Here is a 16,762-nt window from a genome sequence, read left to right as displayed (position 1 = left end):
TCGCCGCGGAGCCGCCTGACCCCATGTGCAACACCTACCGCTTCCGGCCTTTCGCGGATCAGCCGTTCGAGGAAATCCGCCAGATCGGCGTCCCGCTCGAGTTTCCGGAGGGGCGGCCGAACATCGAGCCGCGAGACGAAATACGCATCGGTGATTCCGCGCCGCTGCTCACCCGAACGGATACCGGCGTTGCCCTGCGGACCGTCAAATGGGCTTGGACCTCGCCGCAGGGCAGGCCCGTCTTCAACTTCCGTTCCGACGACCGGTCCTTCGCCAACAGCTTGCGTTGCGCGATTCCCTCCGACGGTTTCTACGAATTCACCGACGCCCTGCCCGGACAGAAACGCAAGACGAAGTGGCTCTTCACCTTCGCGGACAACCCCGTTTTCTGGATCGCCGGCGTCATCCGTGACGACGCCTTCGCCCTGCTGACGACAGAGCCCGGTCCCGACATTGCGCCGTACCATAGCCGCCAGATCGTGATCCTGCCGACCGGCCGCGTCATGGAATGGCTAGACCTCTCGACGCCCGAGAATGAGCTCCTTGCGCCTCTGCCCGGCGGCAGCCTGGGCGTGGAGCGCGTGTTCCCGGCGCAGGCGGACCTCGCGGAGCCTCAACTCTTTCGCTGAGGATGTGGGGTCTCCCCGCGCTTCAGCATCGCCACCAGATCCGCGATCTTCTTCTTACGCCCGGCCTCGGTCTTCATATTGTGGGTGCGGAAGGCCAGGGCGAAGCTGTTCTGCGCGGTCAGCTTGCCCAGCATCTCCTTCGCCCTCGGCTCCGCGTCGATGGCGGCCTGCAGGTCGGCGGGGATGGCCATGTCCTTACTGCCGCCATAGGCGCGGGCCCAGCGCCCATCAGCCTTTGCGGCCTCGACCTCCTTCAGGCCGTGCTCCGTCATCCGACCCTCGGCGATCAGGCGGGCGACGTTGTCGACATTGATCTGGCTCCAGATGCTCTTCGCGCGGCGGGGCGTGTAGCGCTGGAGGTAGCTGCGGTCGTCGAAACTCTTTTTCAGGCCGTCGATCCAGCCCCAGCAAAGAACCACGTCGATGGCCTCCTTCGGCGTGATCGACGGCAGGCCCGTGGCGAGCTTGTGGATTTTGATCCAGACCTCGTCCTGGCCGTCGTGATGCTTTCCGAGCCATGCGTAAAAAGCGTCGGCGTCCACGAACTCGCGGACGTGGTTGGGATCGACCGTGATCGGGCCCTTTACTCCCACTCGATCGTTCCCGGCGGCTTGGACGTCACGTCGTAGACCACGCGGTTCACGCCGCGGACCTCGTTGACGATGCGCGTGGCGCAGCGGCCCAGCACATCCCACGGGAATTCGAAGAAGTCTGCCGTCATGCCGTCGGTCGACGTCACCGCGCGCAGGGCCAGCACCTTCTCGTATGTGCGGGCGTCGCCCATGACGCCGACCGTCTTGACCGGCAGCAGCACGGCGAAGGCCTGCCAGATGCTGTCGTAGAGGCCCGCCTTGCGGATCTCCTCGAGATAGATGGCGTCGGCCTGCTGCAGCGTCTCGACGGCGTCCGGCGTGATCTCGCCCGGGATGCGGATGGCCAGACCTGGCCCCGGGAACGGATGCCGCCCCACGAAGGCGTCGGTCAGCCCCAGTTCACGGCCCAGCGCCCGCACCTCGTCCTTGAACAGTTCGCGCAGGGGCTCGACCAGCTTCAGCTTCATGAAGTCGGGCAGGCCGCCGACATTGTGGTGGCTCTTGATGACGTGGGCCTTGCCGCTCGAGGACGAGACGCTCTCGATCACGTCCGGATAGAGGGTGCCCTGGGCGAGGAATTCGGCGCCCTCGATCTTGTTGGCCTCGCGGTCGAAGATCTCGATGAAGACCCGGCCGATCGTCTTGCGCTTGGTCTCGGGGTCCGACTGGCCGGCCAGAGCGCCGAGGAATTCCTTCGACGCATCAACGCTCGCGGAAGAGCGTGGTGACCTGCTTCGCCTCATCCTTCCGCAGCAATCCGGTGTCGACAAACACGCAGGTCAGCTGGTCGCCGATCGCCTCGTGGATGAGGACCGCCGCCACCGAACTGTCGACGCCGCCCGACAGACCGCAAACGACCTTGGCCGAACCGACCTGTTCGCGGATCTGGGCGATCTTCTCGTCGCGATAGGCGGCCATGGTCCAGTCGCCCTTCAGCCCGGCGATGCCGTGGGTGAAGTTCTTCAGCATCGTGGCGCCCCGTGGGGTGTGCATCACCTCGGGGTGGAACTGGACCCCGTAGAAGCGGCGCGCCTCATCGGCGATGACGGCGTAGGGGCTGCCTTCCGAGGTGGCGACGACGTCGAAGCCGGCGGGGATGGCGACGATCTTGTCGCCATGGCTCATCCAGACGGTCTCGTCCTCGCCGACCGGCGCCAGATCGGCCAGCAGGGGCGAGGCCTTCGCGACGGTGATCTCGGCGCGGCCGAACTCGCGGGTGTGGCCGCCCTCGACCTTGCCGCCCAGCTGTTCGCACAGGGTCATCTCGCCGTAGCAGATGCCCAGCACCGGCACGCCGGCCTCGAACACGCCCTGCGGCGCGCGGGGGCTGCCTTCCTCGTGAACGCTCTCCGGACCACCCGACAGGATGATGGCCTGCGGCTTCATCGCGGCCAGCGCCGCTTCCGCCTTGGCGTAGGGATGGATCTCGCAATAGACGCTCGCCTCGCGCAGGCGCCGGGCGATCAACTGGGTGACCTGGCTGCCGAAGTCGACGATCAGGACCTTCTGGTGATCAGCGGGGGCGGTCATGCGGGCTCCATGGCGGCAGGCGTGAGATGGTCATGCAACAGGTCGAGCGCGGCGGCCAGAGCCTGATCGACTTCGGCGAGGGCGTCGGTCCAGTGTTCGAGACGGGACAGGTCCGAACGGCCGTCCGAGACGCCCCGCAGCCCCATCACCGGCACGCCGAACCGGGCGGCGGCGCGGACGACGGCGAAGGTCTCCATGTCGACCATGTCTGCGTCGACGGAGTCATAGCCGACGCCCGAGACGACGCTGGCTCCGGTGGCCAGACGCGCGGTCGGCAGGGCGGCCGGACCGTCGGCCAGCGGCAGGACGGCGGGAATGCGAGGATACGGCGTCTCGCCTTTGGGGAAGCCCAGCGCACTGGCGTCCATGTCACGATAGCTGACCGAGACGATGCGATAGACGCGGGCGTGGTCGAGGGTGCGCGAGCCCGCCGAGCCGAGCGAGACGATCAGGTCCGGCAAGGCGCCTTCAGCCTGAAGTTCGGCCAGGGCGTGGGCGACCGCGGCCGCGGCCTCGACGGGGCCGACACCGGTGATCAACGGACGGATGCGGGCGCGCAGGGCCGGGCCGTATTCGGGTTCGGCGGCCATGACGCAGAGGACGGACTTCGGTCCGAAGCTGGAAAGGGACCAGTCCCGGCTCACGCCCGCCGCTCGTAGAGGGCCGCGAAGAAGCCGTCGGTGCCCGTCGATGCCGGCGAGAGGCGGATGCGACCGCCGGACGCTGCGTCGGCCAGACCCGCGCGGGCCCCGTCGGTCAGGGTCTTCGCCGCCAGAAGGTCGGCCGCCGCGACAGGCTTGAAGCCCGGATGCGCCGCCTCGAAGGCGTCGGCCACGGCCTCGTTCTCGCGCGTCAGGATCGAGCAGGTGACATAGGCCAGCCGGCCGCCGGGCTTCACCAGCTGGGCCGCCTGTCCGAGGATGCGCAGCTGCAGGGCGTGCAGACGTTCGACCTCGTCGGCCTTCAGCCGCCAGGCGTCCTCGGGCCGGCGCCGCCATGCGCCCGAACCGCTGCAGGGGGCGTCGACGAAGACCAGATCGGCCTTGCCGTTGAATTCCTCGACCCCGCCGCCGTTGGGGCCCAACATCCGCAGGTCGGCCTCGACCCCGGCGCGCGCGAGGCGCGGACGGATGTTGTCGAGGCGCTTCTGGACCACGTCGCAGGCGATCAGTTTCATGCCGGCGACGCGCGGCGCCGTCTTCACGGCGGCTTCCTCGTCTGCGCCGACCGGCGACCAGCCCGCGGGCCGGGGCGCGGCGACCTTCGCGGGATCGGCCTCGGGCAGGCCCTGCACGGCGAGCGCCAGCGTCTTGCCGCCGCCACCGGCGCAATAGTCGACCACGATGCTGTCGGCCGTGAAGTTCAGGCCCGACCCGGCCAGCCAGGTCACGATCTGACTGCCTTCGTCCTGAATCTCGATCTCGCCGACGTTGAAGGCCTGCAGGCCTTGGACGTTGGGCGCGGGCTCGGACGGAAGACGCAGGCCAACCGCCGACCATGGCGTGGGCTGGGGCGTCAGACCACCGGCCTTCAGGTCAGCGCGCGCGCCTTCGACCGTGGTCTTGGCCGTGTTGACGCGCAGGTCGACGGGCGCGCGGGCCATCAAGGCGGCGGCCTCCTCGCTCCAGCGGTCGCCGAAGGTGGTCTTCAGGTCCTCGGCCACGAACTCGGGCAGGCCGGCGGCGGCCCAGTCGGGCAGGTCGCCCTCCCCGGCCTCGATGCGGGCGCGCTCCTGTTTCGACAGCGGGCGCGGGCCGTAGCCGTCGCCCGAGTGCAGGGCCTCGATCTCTTCCAGCGACAGGCCGTCGATGAAGGCCAGCGAGCCGATCACCAGCGCGCGCCCGTCCTCGCGGCCGCCCATGGCGCGGACCAGACGGCCGCGCGAGCGCAGCACCTCATAGACCCGCTCGGCGACGGCGCGGCGGTCCTTGGACCCCGCATAGCGGTTGGCAGCGCCCCATGCCTTGAGGACCACATCGGCGGGCGCGCGGCCTTGGGCGATGCTGTCGAGGACGGAGGCGGCTGAGGCCAGGCGGGCTGCTGGGGTCAATTCAGGCTTTCAAACGAACAGGGCCGCGATGACCATGACCAGTCCGACCAGTGACGCCACCCAGACCAGAGACCGGACATAGGCGACGCCGAAGGCGTAGAGCGGCAGGTAGATCACGCGGCCGAAAAGATAGAGGTGCGTCCCCCACAGGGTGAGAGGGCCGCCGTCCTTGCCAGCCACATGCGCCATAATCACGGCGGCGGCGAAGATCGGCAGGGTTTCGAACAGATTGGCCTGGGCCCGGATCAGCCGGCCGGCCATTTTTCCGGGCGGCGGGGCCTCGGCGTCGCGAGGGCCCGCGTTCCATTTGACCCCCAGCTCCGCCGTTCGCGCCCCGGCCGCGAGGAGAATCTGGACCAGCGCCAGGATCAGCACGAAGGCCAGTACGATGAACTCGGGCGTCATATCCATGGCGTCAGTCCCCTCCCCGGTCAGCCCTGCCGGTAGTTCGGCGCTTCCCGCGTGATCATCACATCATGGACGTGGCTCTCGCGCAGGCCGGCGCCGGTGATGCGGACGAAACGGGCCCGCTCCTGCAGGTCTGCGATGGTGGCGGCCCCGACATAGCCCATGGCGGCGCGCAGACCGCCGACCATCTGGTGCAGCACGGGAGCGATCGGCCCCTTGTACGGCGTCTGGCCCTCGATGCCCTCGGGCACCAGTTTCTGGGTGTCCTCGACCTCCTTCTGGAAGTAGCGGTCGGCCGAGCCGGCGCCCATGGCCCCGACCGAGCCCATGCCGCGGTACGACTTGTAGGACCGGCCCTGGTACAGGAAGACCTCGCCGGGGCTTTCATCCGTGCCCGCGAACATCGAACCCATCATGGCCACGCTGGCGCCGGCCGCGATGGCCTTGGCCAGATCGCCCGAATATTTGATGCCGCCGTCGGCGATGACTGGAGCGCCGGAGCCCTTCGCGGCGCGGACGGCTTCCATGATGGCGGTCAGCTGGGGCACGCCCACGCCCGCGACGATGCGGGTGGTGCAGATGCTGCCCGGGCCGATGCCGACCTTCACGGCGTCGGCGCCCGCGTCGATCAGGGCGCGCGCGGCGTCGTAGGTGGCGATATTGCCGGCGATGATCTGGATGCGGTTGGATTCGCGCTTGATACGCTCGACCACGCGAGAGACCTGGGCGGAATGGCCGTGGGCGGTGTCGATGACCACCACATCCACTCCGGCTTCGGCCAGCGCCATGGCCCGCTCATAGCCTGCATCGCCCACGGTCGAGGCGGCGCCGACCAGCAGCCGGCCCTGATCGTCCTTGGCGGCGTGGGGGTGGGCCTGGGCCTTCTCGATGTCCTTCATCGTGATCAGGCCGGTGGCGCGATAGTCCTCGTCGACGACGATGACCCGCTCGATCTTGCGGTCCCGCAGCAGGGCGCGGGCCTCGTCGCGTCCGGCTCCCTCGCGCACCGTGACCAGATCGGCCGTGGTCATCAGTTCCGCGGCCTTGCGGTTCGGATCGGTGTCGAACCGCATGTCGCGATTGGTGAGGATGCCGACCAGCTTGCCGCTGACGGGATCGACGACCGGGAAGCCGCTGATCTTCTTCTTCGCCACGATCTGGCGAATCTCGCCCAGCGTCGTCTGCGGCGTGATGGTCACCGGATTGATGACCATGCCGCTTTCGTAGCGTTTGACCTCGCGGACCTGATCGGCCTGTTCCTCGACCGTCATGTTGCGGTGGAGAATGCCCAGACCGCCGGCCCGGGCCATGGCGATCGCCAGTCGGCTTTCCGTGACCGTGTCCATCGCGGACGAGGTCAGCGGGATGTTCAGCCTGATGTCGCGGGTGAGCTGCGTCGAGACGTCCGCGTCGGCGGGCATGATCTCTGACGGGCCGGGTTCCAGCAAAACATCGTCGAAGGTGAGCCCTTCGCGTATCTCCATGAGGAGTCTCCGTTTTGCGGGCCGCGTGCTCTTATCGACGCGATAAGAACAATTGGCTTGCCGGATGCGGCGCCGGCCCCACATTGGGAGACCTATGGTCCGTACGCTCATCAGCACCGCCCGCCGCCTCGCGCTCAAGATCGCGAGCTATGGCGCGATGCACCTGGTGGTGGCCGTTCTGGTCGCCTTCGCGATTACGCGCGACTGGCGGCTGGCGCTGGCCGTCGGGGTGGTGGAGCCCTTCTTCCAGACCATCGCCTATTCGATCCACGACCGCGTCTGGCACCGGATCGAGCGGCGCAAGATGCTGTCGGGGCTGGAAGAGGCGTCCGAGGCCTTCACGGCCCGCCTGCAGATCATGGCTCCGGAAGAGCAGACCCGCGCCCACGGCCACCACGGCCACAGCCACGCCCTGCCCCGGTCGTTCAAACAGATTGCATTGAAGTCCGTCACCTATGGCGCGATGCATTTCGTCGTCGCGGTGACGGTGGCCTTCGCCCTGACCCGCGACTGGCGCGTGGCGCTGGCCATCGGGGTCATCGAGCCGCTGGTGCAGACCGTCTTCTTCACCGTCCACGACCGCGTCTGGACGCGGATCGAGGCGCGGAAGGCGGCCAAGGCGGCGGAGATGGCTTCGGCCTAGGGGATCAGGAAACCGGTCCCGGAGCAGCCGCGCCGCGCATTCGTCGCTCTGTTGGCGTCATCCCGGCAAACAAGCGCCCTCAGGCCGGTTTGATCCGCCGCCTCGCGCTCGACCTTCCAGACCACGCGCGTTCCCCTGACGCCCAGCAGCCCGACCTTCGCCGCCGTATCGGCGCCCGAGCCCAATTTGATCGCGATGATCGCAAAATCCGGATCGGCGGAGTCGCGATAGACCCTCGCGCCGCGAACACGACCGACCCAGTCTTCGGCGGACGCGCCGAGGTCCTCGCCCGGTTCCGCAGCGGCCAGCAACGCGCTGCCTTCCCTGTCCGCGCGGGCCTCCTCGGCCTGCTGGAACGGTACGAGCGGCAGAACCGTCAGCCCCACCAGCCCCCAGATGAGGTCCATACCCGGGTCGCTCCGATAGGTCCGGGGAGGAACCGCCCGGCACAGACTGACCAGCGCCGCGCCCGCGGCGGCCGGTTCCAGACGCGCCAGCACGGCCGCGCCGTCGGATAGCGGCAGGCGTCCCGGCGCGACGGTCAGAAGAGACGGCGGTCGCGGCCCCCGCATCTGCGCTTCCAGGTCCCGCGTGGTCACCGGCGCACCCGTGGACGGAGCCGGCGGGAGAGCCGGCTCGGCATAGACGCCTGACAGACGCCCGTCCTGGAAAACCATCAAGGCGCCGGTTCGCCGCATGAGAGACCGGCGACGTTCGATGGAGTCGCCCTCGGCGGGCTCGATCTCGAGACCCGTCAGACACCCTTCGTCCGCGCGGGCGGGCTGACGCCAGAACCGGCGCACCGGATAAAGGTCGAGGACCTTGCCGGCTTCGGCGATCCGCACGGCGTCGCGCGGCCCGGCGTCCGGCGCGGCCCCGGTCCGGGCTGCGACCTCCGCGGGCGTCAGGCCGAGCAGGTCGGCGACAGGCGTCCGGGTTTCCTGCGTCGCCGCCTGAAGGCCGAGGGCCATGAAAGCAGCGAGCAGGCTCATCGCTTGTTCAGCGCCACCAGAAACACCTCGGCGCTGTCCTTCCGGCTCGACGCCGGCTTGACGTATTTCACTGTCTCGAACCCGGCGCGCAGCCGGGCCAGGACGCCGCCGGCGTCCCCGCCCTGGAAATTCTTCGACACGAAATGGCCGCCCGGCCTCAATGTGCGAAGGGCGAAATCGGCGGCGATCTCGATCAGGGCGATGATCTTCAGGTGGTCGGTCTGGCGGTGTCCCACCGTGTTGTGCGCCATGTCGGACAGGACCAGATCGGGTGGACCGCCCAGAAGGTCGATCATCTGCTGATCGACACCCGGATGGGTGAAGTCGGCCTGCAGCATGATCGCTCCCGGCACCGGCTCGACCGGCAACAGGTCGACGCCGACCACCGAGGTCGCTCCGCGCTTGACCGCCACCTGGGCCCAGCCGCCCGGCGCAGCGCCCAGATCGATGACCCGGCTGCCGTGTTTGATCAGGTGGAAGCGGTCGTCGATCTCCAGCAGTTTGAAGGCCGCGCGGCTGCGCCAGCCCTCGGCCCTGGCCCGCTCGGACCATTTGTCCGACAGCTGGCGCTTGATCCACTGCTGGCTGGACATCGACTTGGTGTCCGCCGTCTTCATCTTGGTGCCCATGCCGCGGCCGGCGGCGGTCCCGCCCGTGGGTGGGCGCACCATTTTGCGGCGTGCAGGTTCTTCGGCCGCGGGCTTTTCTTCGTCAGTCATCGCATCCACATAGCCCCCGACGGGATTGCGGGCTATGCACCCGCGATAATTCACAAGGAGCGCGCCCGATGGCCGACGAAACCCTCACCTTCACCCTCGACACCGGCGACGGCGTCGACCGCGACGTCGTGATCAAGCTGCGCCCCGACCTGGCCCCCGGCCACGTCGCCCGCATCAGCGAGCTGGCGAAGGAAGGCTTCTACGACGGCGTGGTCTTCCACCGCGTCATTCCAGGCTTCATGGCCCAGGGCGGCGATCCCACGGGCACCGGCACCTCGGGCTCGAAGAAGCCGAACCTGAAGGCCGAGTTCTCGAAAGAGCGTCACGCCCGCGGCGTCTGCTCCATGGCCCGCACGTCCGATCCCAACAGCGCCAACAGCCAGTTCTTCATCTGCCTGGACGACGCCTCCTTCCTCGACGGCCAGTACACGGTCTGGGGCGAGGTCATCGAAGGCATGGACAACGTCGACGCCCTGCCCAAGGGCGAACCGCCCCGTTCGCCGGGCAAGATCGTCAAGGCGACGGTCAGCTAGGATACCAACACCCGCTCATCCCGGCGAAAGCCGGGACCCAGTTCTTTGGGTGATGCAGCGGGTCGGATGAGCCCAAAACCCCAGTCCTGAAACGCCAGCGTCAAGCTGGACAGGACTGGGTCCCGGCTTTCGCCGGGATGAGCGGAATTCAGATTATTCGATCTCCACGACCTCGACCCGGGCCCCGTTCAGGACCAGGGCGATCTCGCCCCGCTTGAGCTTCAGCGCGTCCTCGCCGAACAGCTGGCGGCGCCAGCCCTTCAGGGCGTCGACGTCGGCCTCGTCGTCCAGGGCGATCTTCTCGAGGTCGGCGACATTGGCCAGCAGCTTGGTCGCCACCCCGGCGTTGTCGCTCTTGGCCTTCAGCAGCACCTTCAGCAGCTCGACCACCGACGGCGGCGCCGGCTGGTTATGGGCCGGACGCTCCAGCTTGGGCGCGAAGGCTTCCGGATCGGTCAGCACGCGCTTCAGCTCGGCCGACAGCTCGATGCCCAGCCGCGAGGCGCCGAACCCCTTGGGCACGGAACGCAGGCGGTTGAAGGCGTCGGGGTCGGTCGGCCCCTGGGCCGCGATCTCGTCGATGGCCTCGTCCTTGAGGATGCGGCCGCGCGGCTGGTCGCGCTCCTGCGCCGTGCGCTCGCGCCAGACGGCGGTGGCGACGAAGGCCGACAGGTATTTGGCCGAGAATTTCTTGGGCTTCAGACGCTTGGATCGGTGTCGTAGAGGGCCGGATCGGTCAGATCCTCCATCTCGGCCATGACCCATTCCAGACGGCCTTCCTTCTGAAGGCGGTCGCGCAGCTTGGGATACAGGGCCGCCAGATGGGTCACATCGCCCAGCGCATAGACCAGCTGTGCGTCCGACAGCGGGCGGCGGGCCCAGTCGGTGAACCGGCTGCCCTTGTCGACTTCCTGACGCAGCATCTGACGCACCAGCGCCTCATAGGACACCTGATCCCCGAAACCGGCGGCCATGGCGGCCACCTGGGTGTCGAACATCGGCTTGGGCATGGCGCCAAGCTTGACGAAGATTTCCGTGTCCTGACGCGCGGCGTGGAAGACCTTGATGATCTTCGGATCGCGCAGCAGGTCCAGGAAGGGCTCCAGATCCAGACCCTCGGCCATCGGGTCGATGATGGCGGCGTCCGTGGCCGACGCCGCCTGGATCAGGCACAGGCGCGGCCAATAGGTCGTCTCCCGCATGAACTCGGTGTCGACGGTGATGAAGGGCTGGTCGGCCAGGAGCTTGCAGAAATCGCGAAGCGCCTCGGTGGTGGTGATCGGCGTCATTCGAATGCTATAGCCCCGCGCGACAGGGTTGTGGCAAGAGCCGCCGCAGAAAACCTCCCACTGATTCAGGCCCGTGACCCATGAGCGACACCTCCGATTCCCGGAATGACGGCCTCAGGAACGGTTTGACCTATGCCGACGCGGGCGTGGACATCGACGCCGGCGAAATGCTCGTCGACGCCATCAAGCCGCTGGCGAAGTCGACCCGCCGTCCCGGCGCCGAGGCCTCGCTGGGGGGATTCGGGGCGCTCTTCGACCTCAAGGCCGCCGGTTTCGAGGACCCGCTGATCGTCGCCACGACCGACGGCGTCGGCACCAAGCTGAAGATCGCCATCGAGACGGGCCGGCATGACGGCGTCGGCGTCGATCTGGTCGCCATGTGCGTCAACGACCTGCTGGCCCAGGGCGCTGAGCCCCTGCTGTTCCTCGACTACTACGCCACCGGCAAGCTCGAGATCGACGCCGCCAAGCGTGTCGTCGCAGGCATCGCCGAAGGCTGCCGTCAGGCCGGCTGCGCCTTGGTGGGCGGCGAAACGGCCGAAATGCCCGGCATGTACCAGGGCGGCGACTACGATCTGGCCGGCTTCTCGCTCGGCGCCGTCGAACGCGGCCACGCCCTGCCCTACCTCGACCGCCAACAGGCCGGCGACATCATCATCGGACTGGCCTCCTCGGGCCCGCACTCCAACGGCTATTCCCTGATCCGCAAGGTGGTCGAGAAGTCCGGCCTGTCGTGGGGCGACGACGCGCCCTTCGCCAAGGACCGCACCCTGGCCGAGGCGCTGATGGAGCCGACGCGCATCTATGTGAAGCCCGTCCTGCCGCTGATGAAGGACGGACTGGTCAAGGGCGCGGCCCACATCACCGGCGGCGGTCTGATCGAGAACCCGCCCCGCTGCATCGCCGACGGCCTGCAGGCCAGCTTCGACTGGGACGCATGGCCCATGCCGCAGGTGTTCCAGTGGCTGGGCGAGGTCGGCGGCATTTCGGATCACGAGCTGCGCCGCACCTTCAACTGCGGCGTCGGCTTCATCCTGATCGTCTCGCCCGAGAACGCCGAACCGGTTCTGGAATCCCTGCTGAACGCCGGCGAAGTCGCCTTCGTCTGCGGCCAGCTGGAAGCCGTCTAGCCCGCGTCCAGCGTGCTGTAAGTGACCCGAACCACAGCCGCTGCGCCGGGATTCTGGCGCAGCGACACCGTCACCCCGCCCTTGGTCCAGATCGCGCGGCCGGTCGGCAGGTCGGCCTCCGGGATGAAGCCCCGCTCCTGCAGCACCGGTTGAATCGACCGGTTTGCGGCCTCGAAGCCGCCGCGCCTCGCCTGGATGACGCACGCCCGGTTCAGGTTGCCGTCATCCGCACTGCCCGTCGTGGTCATCCGCAGCAGATACGCCTCGTCCTCGCTCTGGTAGTTGTGCGTCTCGTCGTCGTCGGCGGTGGTCGGCACGAAGCCAAGGAACTCCAGCGCCGCCGTATCGCTGGCCTCGCCCGTGACATAGGGCAGGCAGACGTCGCTCAGGGTGCTGCGCGTCAGGTCGGACGGCGGCGCAGACGATGCGGCGAGCGCGGCGGCGAGGACGAGAGCGAGCATCAGGAAAACCTCCGGGACAGTCCGCCACTGTTTCCCAGCCCCGCGCCACGCGCAAGCGCCGCCGCTGCCGCCGTTGACCCGACCGGGCCCGCCCGGCAAGGTCCGCGCACTCTTGTAAACGAGGTCGCCGATGCGTGTGTTTTCTGTCGCCATGGCCGGACTGCTGCTTTCAGCATCAGCGGCGTCGGCCCAGGCCCCGGTTCAGGAACAGGCGCTGCTGCATCAGCTGGCGGGCGACATCCAGCCAGAGCGGATGCGCGCGGACATTCAGGCCCTCGTCGGCTTCGGCACCCGCCACACCCTGTCAGAGACGCAATCGGACACCCGCGGCATCGGCGCGGCGCGGCGCTGGGCGCAAGCGCAGTTCGAAGCGATCAGCCGCGACTGCGGCGGCTGCCTGACCGTCGTCACCCCGTCCGACACCGTCACCGGCCCGCGCGTCCCCACGCCAACCGAGGTGGTCAACATCGTCGCGATCCAGCGGGGCACGGGCGATCCCAACCGGGTCATCATCATTTCGGGACACATCGACTCCCGCGTCACCGACGTGATGAATTTCACCTCCGACGCGCCGGGCGCCAATGACGACGCGTCCGGGGTCGCCGCCGTGCTTGAAGCCGCGCGTGTTCTCTCGAAGCACAAATTCGACGCCACACTGGTGTTCGCGGCCCTGTCCGGCGAGGAGCAGGGGCTGCTGGGCGGCAAGATCCTGGGCGACTACGCCCAGGCCCAGGGCTGGCGGGTCGAGGCCAATCTGAACAACGACATCGTCGGCAATTCCGAAGGCCAGTCGGGCGTACGCGACACCACCCGCGTCCGGGTCTTCTCGGAAGGCACCAAGACCGTCGAGACCGAGGCCCAGGAAGAGCGCCGGCGCTACAACGGCGGCGAGGTCGATTCCTCCTCGCGCAACCTCGCCCGCTTCGTCGACGGGATCGCCGACCGCTATCTGGCCAATTTCGACGTCGAGATGATCTATCGCACCGACCGCTACGGCCGCGGCGGCGATCAGGTCGAGATGCTGCGCCATGGCTTCCCCGCCGTCCGCATCTCCGAAGGCGCCGAGCACTACAACCGGCAGCATCAGGACCTACGCACCGAGAACGGCGTCGAATACGGCGACACCATCGAAGGCGTCGACTTCGACTATCTGGGTCAGGTCGCGCGGCTGAACATCGTCTCCATGGCCGCCCTCGCCAACGCTCCCGCCAGCCCGCTGGGCGTCACCATCGAGGGGGCGGTCAAGCCCGACACCACGATCAAATGGCAGGCTGTGCCCGGCGCGGCGGGCTATCGCGTCTGGTGGCGATCCACCACCGCCCCGCAATGGACGCACAGCCGCTGGGCCGGGAATGCGACCGAACTGATCCTGCGCAACATCGTCATCGACGACTTCTTCTTCGGTGTCTCGGCCGTGTCGGACGACGGCTACGAAAGCCCCGTCGTCTTCCCCGGCCCGGCCGGCTCGTTCGTCTCCGTCGGCGACCCGGCCCCGCGCGCGGCCAACTGATGCATGACGCTCGTCCCGTCCGCGTCGGCGTCCTGATCTCGGGCGCGGGCTCCAACATGGCCGCGCTGATCGACGCGGGACAGCAACCCGGCGCGCCGTTCGAGGTCGTCGTGGTCCTGTCCAACAAGCCCGACGCCGGCGGACTGGCCGTCGCCGAGGCCAAGGGCGTGACGACCGCCACCATCGACCACCGCCCTTTCGGCGCGGACCGCGAGGCGCACGAACAGGCCCTCGACGCCGCCCTGACCGCACACGAGGTCGAGGTGGTCGCCATGGCTGGCTATATGCGGCTTCTCACGCCGTGGCTGGTCAACCGCCGGGCGGGCCGGATGCTGAACATCCATCCCAGCCTGCTGCCGAAATATCCCGGACTCGATACCCACGCCCGCGCCATCGCCGCCGGAGACGCCGAGGCGGGCTGTTCCGTCCACGTTGTGACCGAGGGTGTCGATGAAGGCCCGGTGCTGGGTCAGGCCGCCGTACCGGTTCAGCCTGACGACACCCCGGCCTCGCTGGCCCAACGCGTGCTTGCAGCGGAACACGTCCTGTATCCCCGGGCCTTGGCCGACTTCTGCCGCCATCAGATTAGAAGTTTGTAATAACCGGTCTTTCCCGGCGACAGCGGCGATGACCTGAGTCAGGTTGCCGCCAATTTCAATGGGGGCTCTCATGCTCAGACTTCGTCTCATGGCCTGCGCCGCCGGCGCCGCCCTTACCCTGGCCGCCGGCATCGCCCAGGCCCAGACCGCCCCGCCGATCGTGGAGATCCCCTCGACGACCCAGGCGCAGATCGGCGAGTTCGGCTTCGACATGGCCGGCATGAACACCGCCATCCGCCCCGGCGCCGACTTCAACCAGTACGCCAACGGCACCTATCTGAAGAACACGCCGATCCCGGCCGACCGCACCTCGTACGGCGCCTTCCACATGCTGCACGACCGGTCGCAGGACAATCTGCGCACCATCATCGAGGAAAGCGTCGCCAACCCGACCTCCAGCCCGGACGCCGCCCGCATCGGCGCCTTCTATGGCAGCTTCATGGATGAGGCGTCGGTCGAGCGCCTCGGCGCCTCGCCCCTGCAGGCCGATCTGGACGAGGTCCGCGCCGCGGACACCCGGCAAGAGATCGCCGCCCTGATGGGCCGCACCCAGGGCGGCTTCGGCTCCAGCCTGTTTGGCGCCCAGATCTTCGAGGACCTGAAGGACCCGAAGACCATCACCGTCTACATCGGCCAGGGCGGCCTCGGCATGCCCGACCGCGACTACTATCTGGAAGACAGCTTCGCGATCCAGAAGACCGCCTATCAGGCCTATGTCGCCAAGGCCCTCGAACTGGCCGGCTGGCCGAACCATGAGCAGGCCGCCGCTGACGTCGTCGCCTTCGAGACCCGGATCGCCGAACAGCACTGGACCCAGGTCCAGAACCGCCAGATCGACAAGATCTACAACCCCGCCACCGTCGCCGAACTGAACGCCTCGGCCCCCGGCTTCGACTGGGCGGCCTGGGCTGACGGCGCCGGCATCGGCCACGTCCCGACCCTGATCGCCGCCAACAACACCGCCTTCCCCGGCATGGCGCGCGTCTTCGCCGAGACGCCGGTCGAGACCCTGCAGTCGTGGCAGGCCTTCCACGTCGTCGACCAGGCCTCGCCCTGGCTGTCGAGCGCATTCGTCGAGAACAATTTCAACTTCTACGGCAAGACCTTGGGCGGTCAGCCCGAGAACCGCCCCCGCTGGAAACGCGGCGTTGAGAAGGTCGACGGTGCGCTGGGCGAGGTGCTGGGCCGCGAGTTCGTGGCGCGTCACTTCCCCGCCGAGTCCAAGGCCCAGATGGAGGAACTGGTCGGCAACCTGCGCCGCGCCATGACCGCGCGCATCGAAGGTCTCGACTGGATGAGCGCCGAGACGAAGCAGCAGGCCCTCTACAAGATGAGCCGCTTCGGGGTGAAGATCGGCTATCCCGACGAATGGCGCGAATACGACGGCCTGCGCCTCGAGCCGGGCGACCTCTACGGCAACGTGGAGCGTTCGGCGGCCTTCGAATGGGCGTTCAACGTCAACAAGCTGGGCAAGCCGGTGAACCCGCTGGAGTGGGGCATGACCCCGCAGACGGTGAACGCCTACTACAACCCCGTCCGCAACGAGATCGTCTTCCCGGCCGCCATCCTGCAGGCGCCCTTCTTCGATCCCAACGCCGATCCGGCGGTCAACTACGGAGGCATCGGCGCCGTAATCGGCCACGAGATCACCCACGGCTTCGACGACCAGGGCCGCAAGACCGACGGCGACGGCGTGCTACGCGACTGGTGGACCGCTGAGGACGCCTCCAGGTTCGAGGCCCGGGCCGCCGTTCTGGGCGCGCAATACTCGGCCCTCAGCCCGCTGGAAGGCGCCAGGGTCAACGGCGACCTGACCATGGGCGAGAACATCGCCGACCTCGGCGGCCTGCTGCTGGCGCTGGACGCCTACCACATGTCGCTGAACGGGGCGGAGGCGCCGGTCATCAACGGCCTGACGGGCGACCAGCGCGTCTTCCTCGGCTGGGCCCAGGTGTGGCGCAACAACATCCGCGACGAGGCCCTGCGTCAGCAGGTGACGGTCGATCCGCACTCGCCGGCGCAATACCGGGCTGCGGTGTCGCCGCGGAACATCGACGCCTGGTATGCGGCGTTCGGCGTTGAGCCGGGCGATGAGCAATACCTCGCCCCCGAGGCCCGCGCCCGCATCTGGTAAGCGACCGGACAAATAGAAACGGCCCCGGCGAGCAATCGCCGGGGCCGCTTTCATTTCA

At 68.2% G+C, this 16,762-nt stretch carries 15 protein-coding genes and 2 pseudogenes; 7 read left to right on the top strand and 10 right to left on the bottom strand.

Annotated elements, in window-relative coordinates:
- Nucleotides 1–23: 23 nt before the first annotated feature.
- Nucleotides 24–629 (top strand): SOS response-associated peptidase family protein, encoded by a 606-nt coding sequence (locus tag ASD25_RS00780; RefSeq protein ID WP_056614057.1) that lies wholly within the window; start codon nucleotides 24–26, stop codon nucleotides 627–629.
- Here the strand turns inward: ASD25_RS00780 and ASD25_RS00775 are convergent.
- The 6 genes and pseudogenes from ASD25_RS00775 to guaB form a co-directional block, all read right to left on the bottom strand.
- A complete protein-coding gene (locus ASD25_RS00775; RefSeq protein ID WP_056614054.1) occupies nucleotides 614–1,222 on the bottom strand; it encodes a YdeI family protein in 609 nt (202 codons plus the stop codon). The genes ASD25_RS00780 and ASD25_RS00775 overlap by 16 nt on opposite strands.
- Nucleotides 1,213–2,752 (bottom strand): annotated as a pseudogene (guaA, locus tag ASD25_RS00770) (glutamine-hydrolyzing GMP synthase). The gene ASD25_RS00775 and the pseudogene guaA overlap by 10 nt, the downstream one beginning before the upstream one ends.
- Nucleotides 2,749–3,396 carry a 5'-methylthioadenosine/S-adenosylhomocysteine nucleosidase gene (locus ASD25_RS00765; protein ID WP_082572104.1) on the bottom strand — a complete coding sequence of 216 codons (648 nt, stop codon included), beginning with the start codon at nucleotides 3,394–3,396 and terminating at the stop codon, nucleotides 2,749–2,751. The pseudogene guaA and the gene ASD25_RS00765 overlap by 4 nt, the downstream one beginning before the upstream one ends.
- Entirely contained in the window at nucleotides 3,393–4,802 is a 1,410-nt protein-coding gene (locus tag ASD25_RS00760; RefSeq protein WP_056614049.1) for an RsmB/NOP family class I SAM-dependent RNA methyltransferase, read from the bottom strand. Before ASD25_RS00760 ends, ASD25_RS00765 begins: the two co-directional genes overlap by 4 nt.
- A gap of 9 nt (nucleotides 4,803–4,811) precedes the next feature.
- Entirely contained in the window at nucleotides 4,812–5,213 is a 402-nt protein-coding gene (locus ASD25_RS00755; RefSeq protein WP_369816525.1) for an MAPEG family protein, read from the bottom strand.
- 20 nt (nucleotides 5,214–5,233) lie between these two features.
- Nucleotides 5,234–6,694, bottom strand: coding sequence for an IMP dehydrogenase (gene guaB / locus ASD25_RS00750; protein ID WP_056614046.1), 1,461 nt, complete (start codon nucleotides 6,692–6,694; stop codon nucleotides 5,234–5,236).
- 94 nt (nucleotides 6,695–6,788) lie between these two features.
- Here guaB and ASD25_RS29030 point away from each other — a divergent pair, with 94 nt between their 5' ends.
- Nucleotides 6,789–7,337: a DUF2061 domain-containing protein gene (locus ASD25_RS29030; protein ID WP_082572102.1), complete on the top strand. Its 549-nt coding sequence runs from the start codon at nucleotides 6,789–6,791 to the stop codon at nucleotides 7,335–7,337.
- Here the strand turns inward: ASD25_RS29030 and ASD25_RS00740 are convergent.
- A complete protein-coding gene (locus ASD25_RS00740) occupies nucleotides 7,334–8,329 on the bottom strand; it encodes a hypothetical protein (RefSeq protein WP_056614044.1) in 996 nt (331 codons plus the stop codon). The genes ASD25_RS29030 and ASD25_RS00740 overlap by 4 nt on opposite strands.
- Nucleotides 8,326–9,048: an RlmE family RNA methyltransferase gene (locus tag ASD25_RS00735; RefSeq protein ID WP_056614041.1), complete on the bottom strand. Its 723-nt coding sequence runs from the start codon at nucleotides 9,046–9,048 to the stop codon at nucleotides 8,326–8,328. Before ASD25_RS00735 ends, ASD25_RS00740 begins: the two co-directional genes overlap by 4 nt.
- Nucleotides 9,049–9,116: 68 nt before the next feature.
- Here ASD25_RS00735 and ASD25_RS00730 point away from each other — a divergent pair, with 68 nt between their 5' ends.
- Nucleotides 9,117–9,581 (top strand): peptidylprolyl isomerase, encoded by a 465-nt coding sequence (locus tag ASD25_RS00730; RefSeq protein WP_056614038.1) that lies wholly within the window; start codon nucleotides 9,117–9,119, stop codon nucleotides 9,579–9,581.
- A gap of 153 nt (nucleotides 9,582–9,734) precedes the next feature.
- Here the strand turns inward: ASD25_RS00730 and rnd are convergent.
- Nucleotides 9,735–10,870: pseudogene (gene rnd / locus ASD25_RS00725) on the bottom strand (ribonuclease D).
- 80 nt (nucleotides 10,871–10,950) lie between these two features.
- On the opposite strand from rnd, the gene purM reads away from it, so the two are divergent.
- Nucleotides 10,951–12,000: a phosphoribosylformylglycinamidine cyclo-ligase gene (gene purM / locus ASD25_RS00720; protein WP_056614035.1), complete on the top strand. Its 1,050-nt coding sequence runs from the start codon at nucleotides 10,951–10,953 to the stop codon at nucleotides 11,998–12,000.
- On the opposite strand, the gene ASD25_RS00715 is transcribed toward purM, so the two are convergent.
- Entirely contained in the window at nucleotides 11,997–12,461 is a 465-nt protein-coding gene (locus ASD25_RS00715; RefSeq protein ID WP_056614032.1) for a hypothetical protein, read from the bottom strand. The genes purM and ASD25_RS00715 overlap by 4 nt on opposite strands.
- A 130-nt stretch (nucleotides 12,462–12,591) precedes the next feature.
- On the opposite strand from ASD25_RS00715, the gene ASD25_RS00710 reads away from it, so the two are divergent.
- From ASD25_RS00710 to ASD25_RS00700, 3 genes are all read left to right on the top strand, one after another.
- The gene (locus ASD25_RS00710) at nucleotides 12,592–13,971 is read left to right on the top strand and encodes a M20/M25/M40 family metallo-hydrolase (protein ID WP_056614028.1); all 1,380 of its coding nucleotides are present in this window, start codon (nucleotides 12,592–12,594) and stop codon (nucleotides 13,969–13,971) included.
- Nucleotides 13,971–14,570 carry a phosphoribosylglycinamide formyltransferase gene (gene purN / locus ASD25_RS00705; protein ID WP_056614025.1) on the top strand — a complete coding sequence of 200 codons (600 nt, stop codon included), beginning with the start codon at nucleotides 13,971–13,973 and terminating at the stop codon, nucleotides 14,568–14,570. Before ASD25_RS00710 ends, purN begins: the two co-directional genes overlap by 1 nt.
- A gap of 70 nt (nucleotides 14,571–14,640) precedes the next feature.
- Nucleotides 14,641–16,704, top strand: a complete 2,064-nt coding sequence (locus ASD25_RS00700; protein WP_056614022.1) for a M13 family metallopeptidase — start codon at nucleotides 14,641–14,643, stop codon at nucleotides 16,702–16,704.
- Nucleotides 16,705–16,762: the final 58 nt, after the last annotated feature.

It is taken from the genome of Brevundimonas sp. Root1423 (assembly GCF_001426805.1).
Note: the sequence above shows the minus strand (reverse complement) of the source record. Positions and strands in the feature narration are given on the sequence as shown.

Coding starts and splice junctions, on each gene's coding strand:
- ASD25_RS00700 (WP_056614022.1), top strand. CDS start 14,641: ATGCTCAGACTTCGTCTCATGGCCTGCGCCGCCGGCGCCGCCCTTACC.
- ASD25_RS00740 (WP_056614044.1), bottom strand. CDS start 8,329: ATGAGCCTGCTCGCTGCTTTCATGGCCCTCGGCCTTCAGGCGGCGACG.
- ASD25_RS00735 (WP_056614041.1), bottom strand. CDS start 9,048: ATGACTGACGAAGAAAAGCCCGCGGCCGAAGAACCTGCACGCCGCAAA.
- ASD25_RS00710 (WP_056614028.1), top strand. CDS start 12,592: ATGCGTGTGTTTTCTGTCGCCATGGCCGGACTGCTGCTTTCAGCATCA.
- ASD25_RS00755 (WP_369816525.1), bottom strand. CDS start 5,213: ATGGATATGACGCCCGAGTTCATCGTACTGGCCTTCGTGCTGATCCTG.
- purM (WP_056614035.1), top strand. CDS start 10,951: ATGAGCGACACCTCCGATTCCCGGAATGACGGCCTCAGGAACGGTTTG.
- ASD25_RS00730 (WP_056614038.1), top strand. CDS start 9,117: ATGGCCGACGAAACCCTCACCTTCACCCTCGACACCGGCGACGGCGTC.
- ASD25_RS00780 (WP_056614057.1), top strand. CDS start 24: ATGTGCAACACCTACCGCTTCCGGCCTTTCGCGGATCAGCCGTTCGAG.
- ASD25_RS00715 (WP_056614032.1), bottom strand. CDS start 12,461: ATGCTCGCTCTCGTCCTCGCCGCCGCGCTCGCCGCATCGTCTGCGCCG.
- purN (WP_056614025.1), top strand. CDS start 13,971: ATGCATGACGCTCGTCCCGTCCGCGTCGGCGTCCTGATCTCGGGCGCG.
- guaB (WP_056614046.1), bottom strand. CDS start 6,694: ATGGAGATACGCGAAGGGCTCACCTTCGACGATGTTTTGCTGGAACCC.
- ASD25_RS29030 (WP_082572102.1), top strand. CDS start 6,789: ATGGTCCGTACGCTCATCAGCACCGCCCGCCGCCTCGCGCTCAAGATC.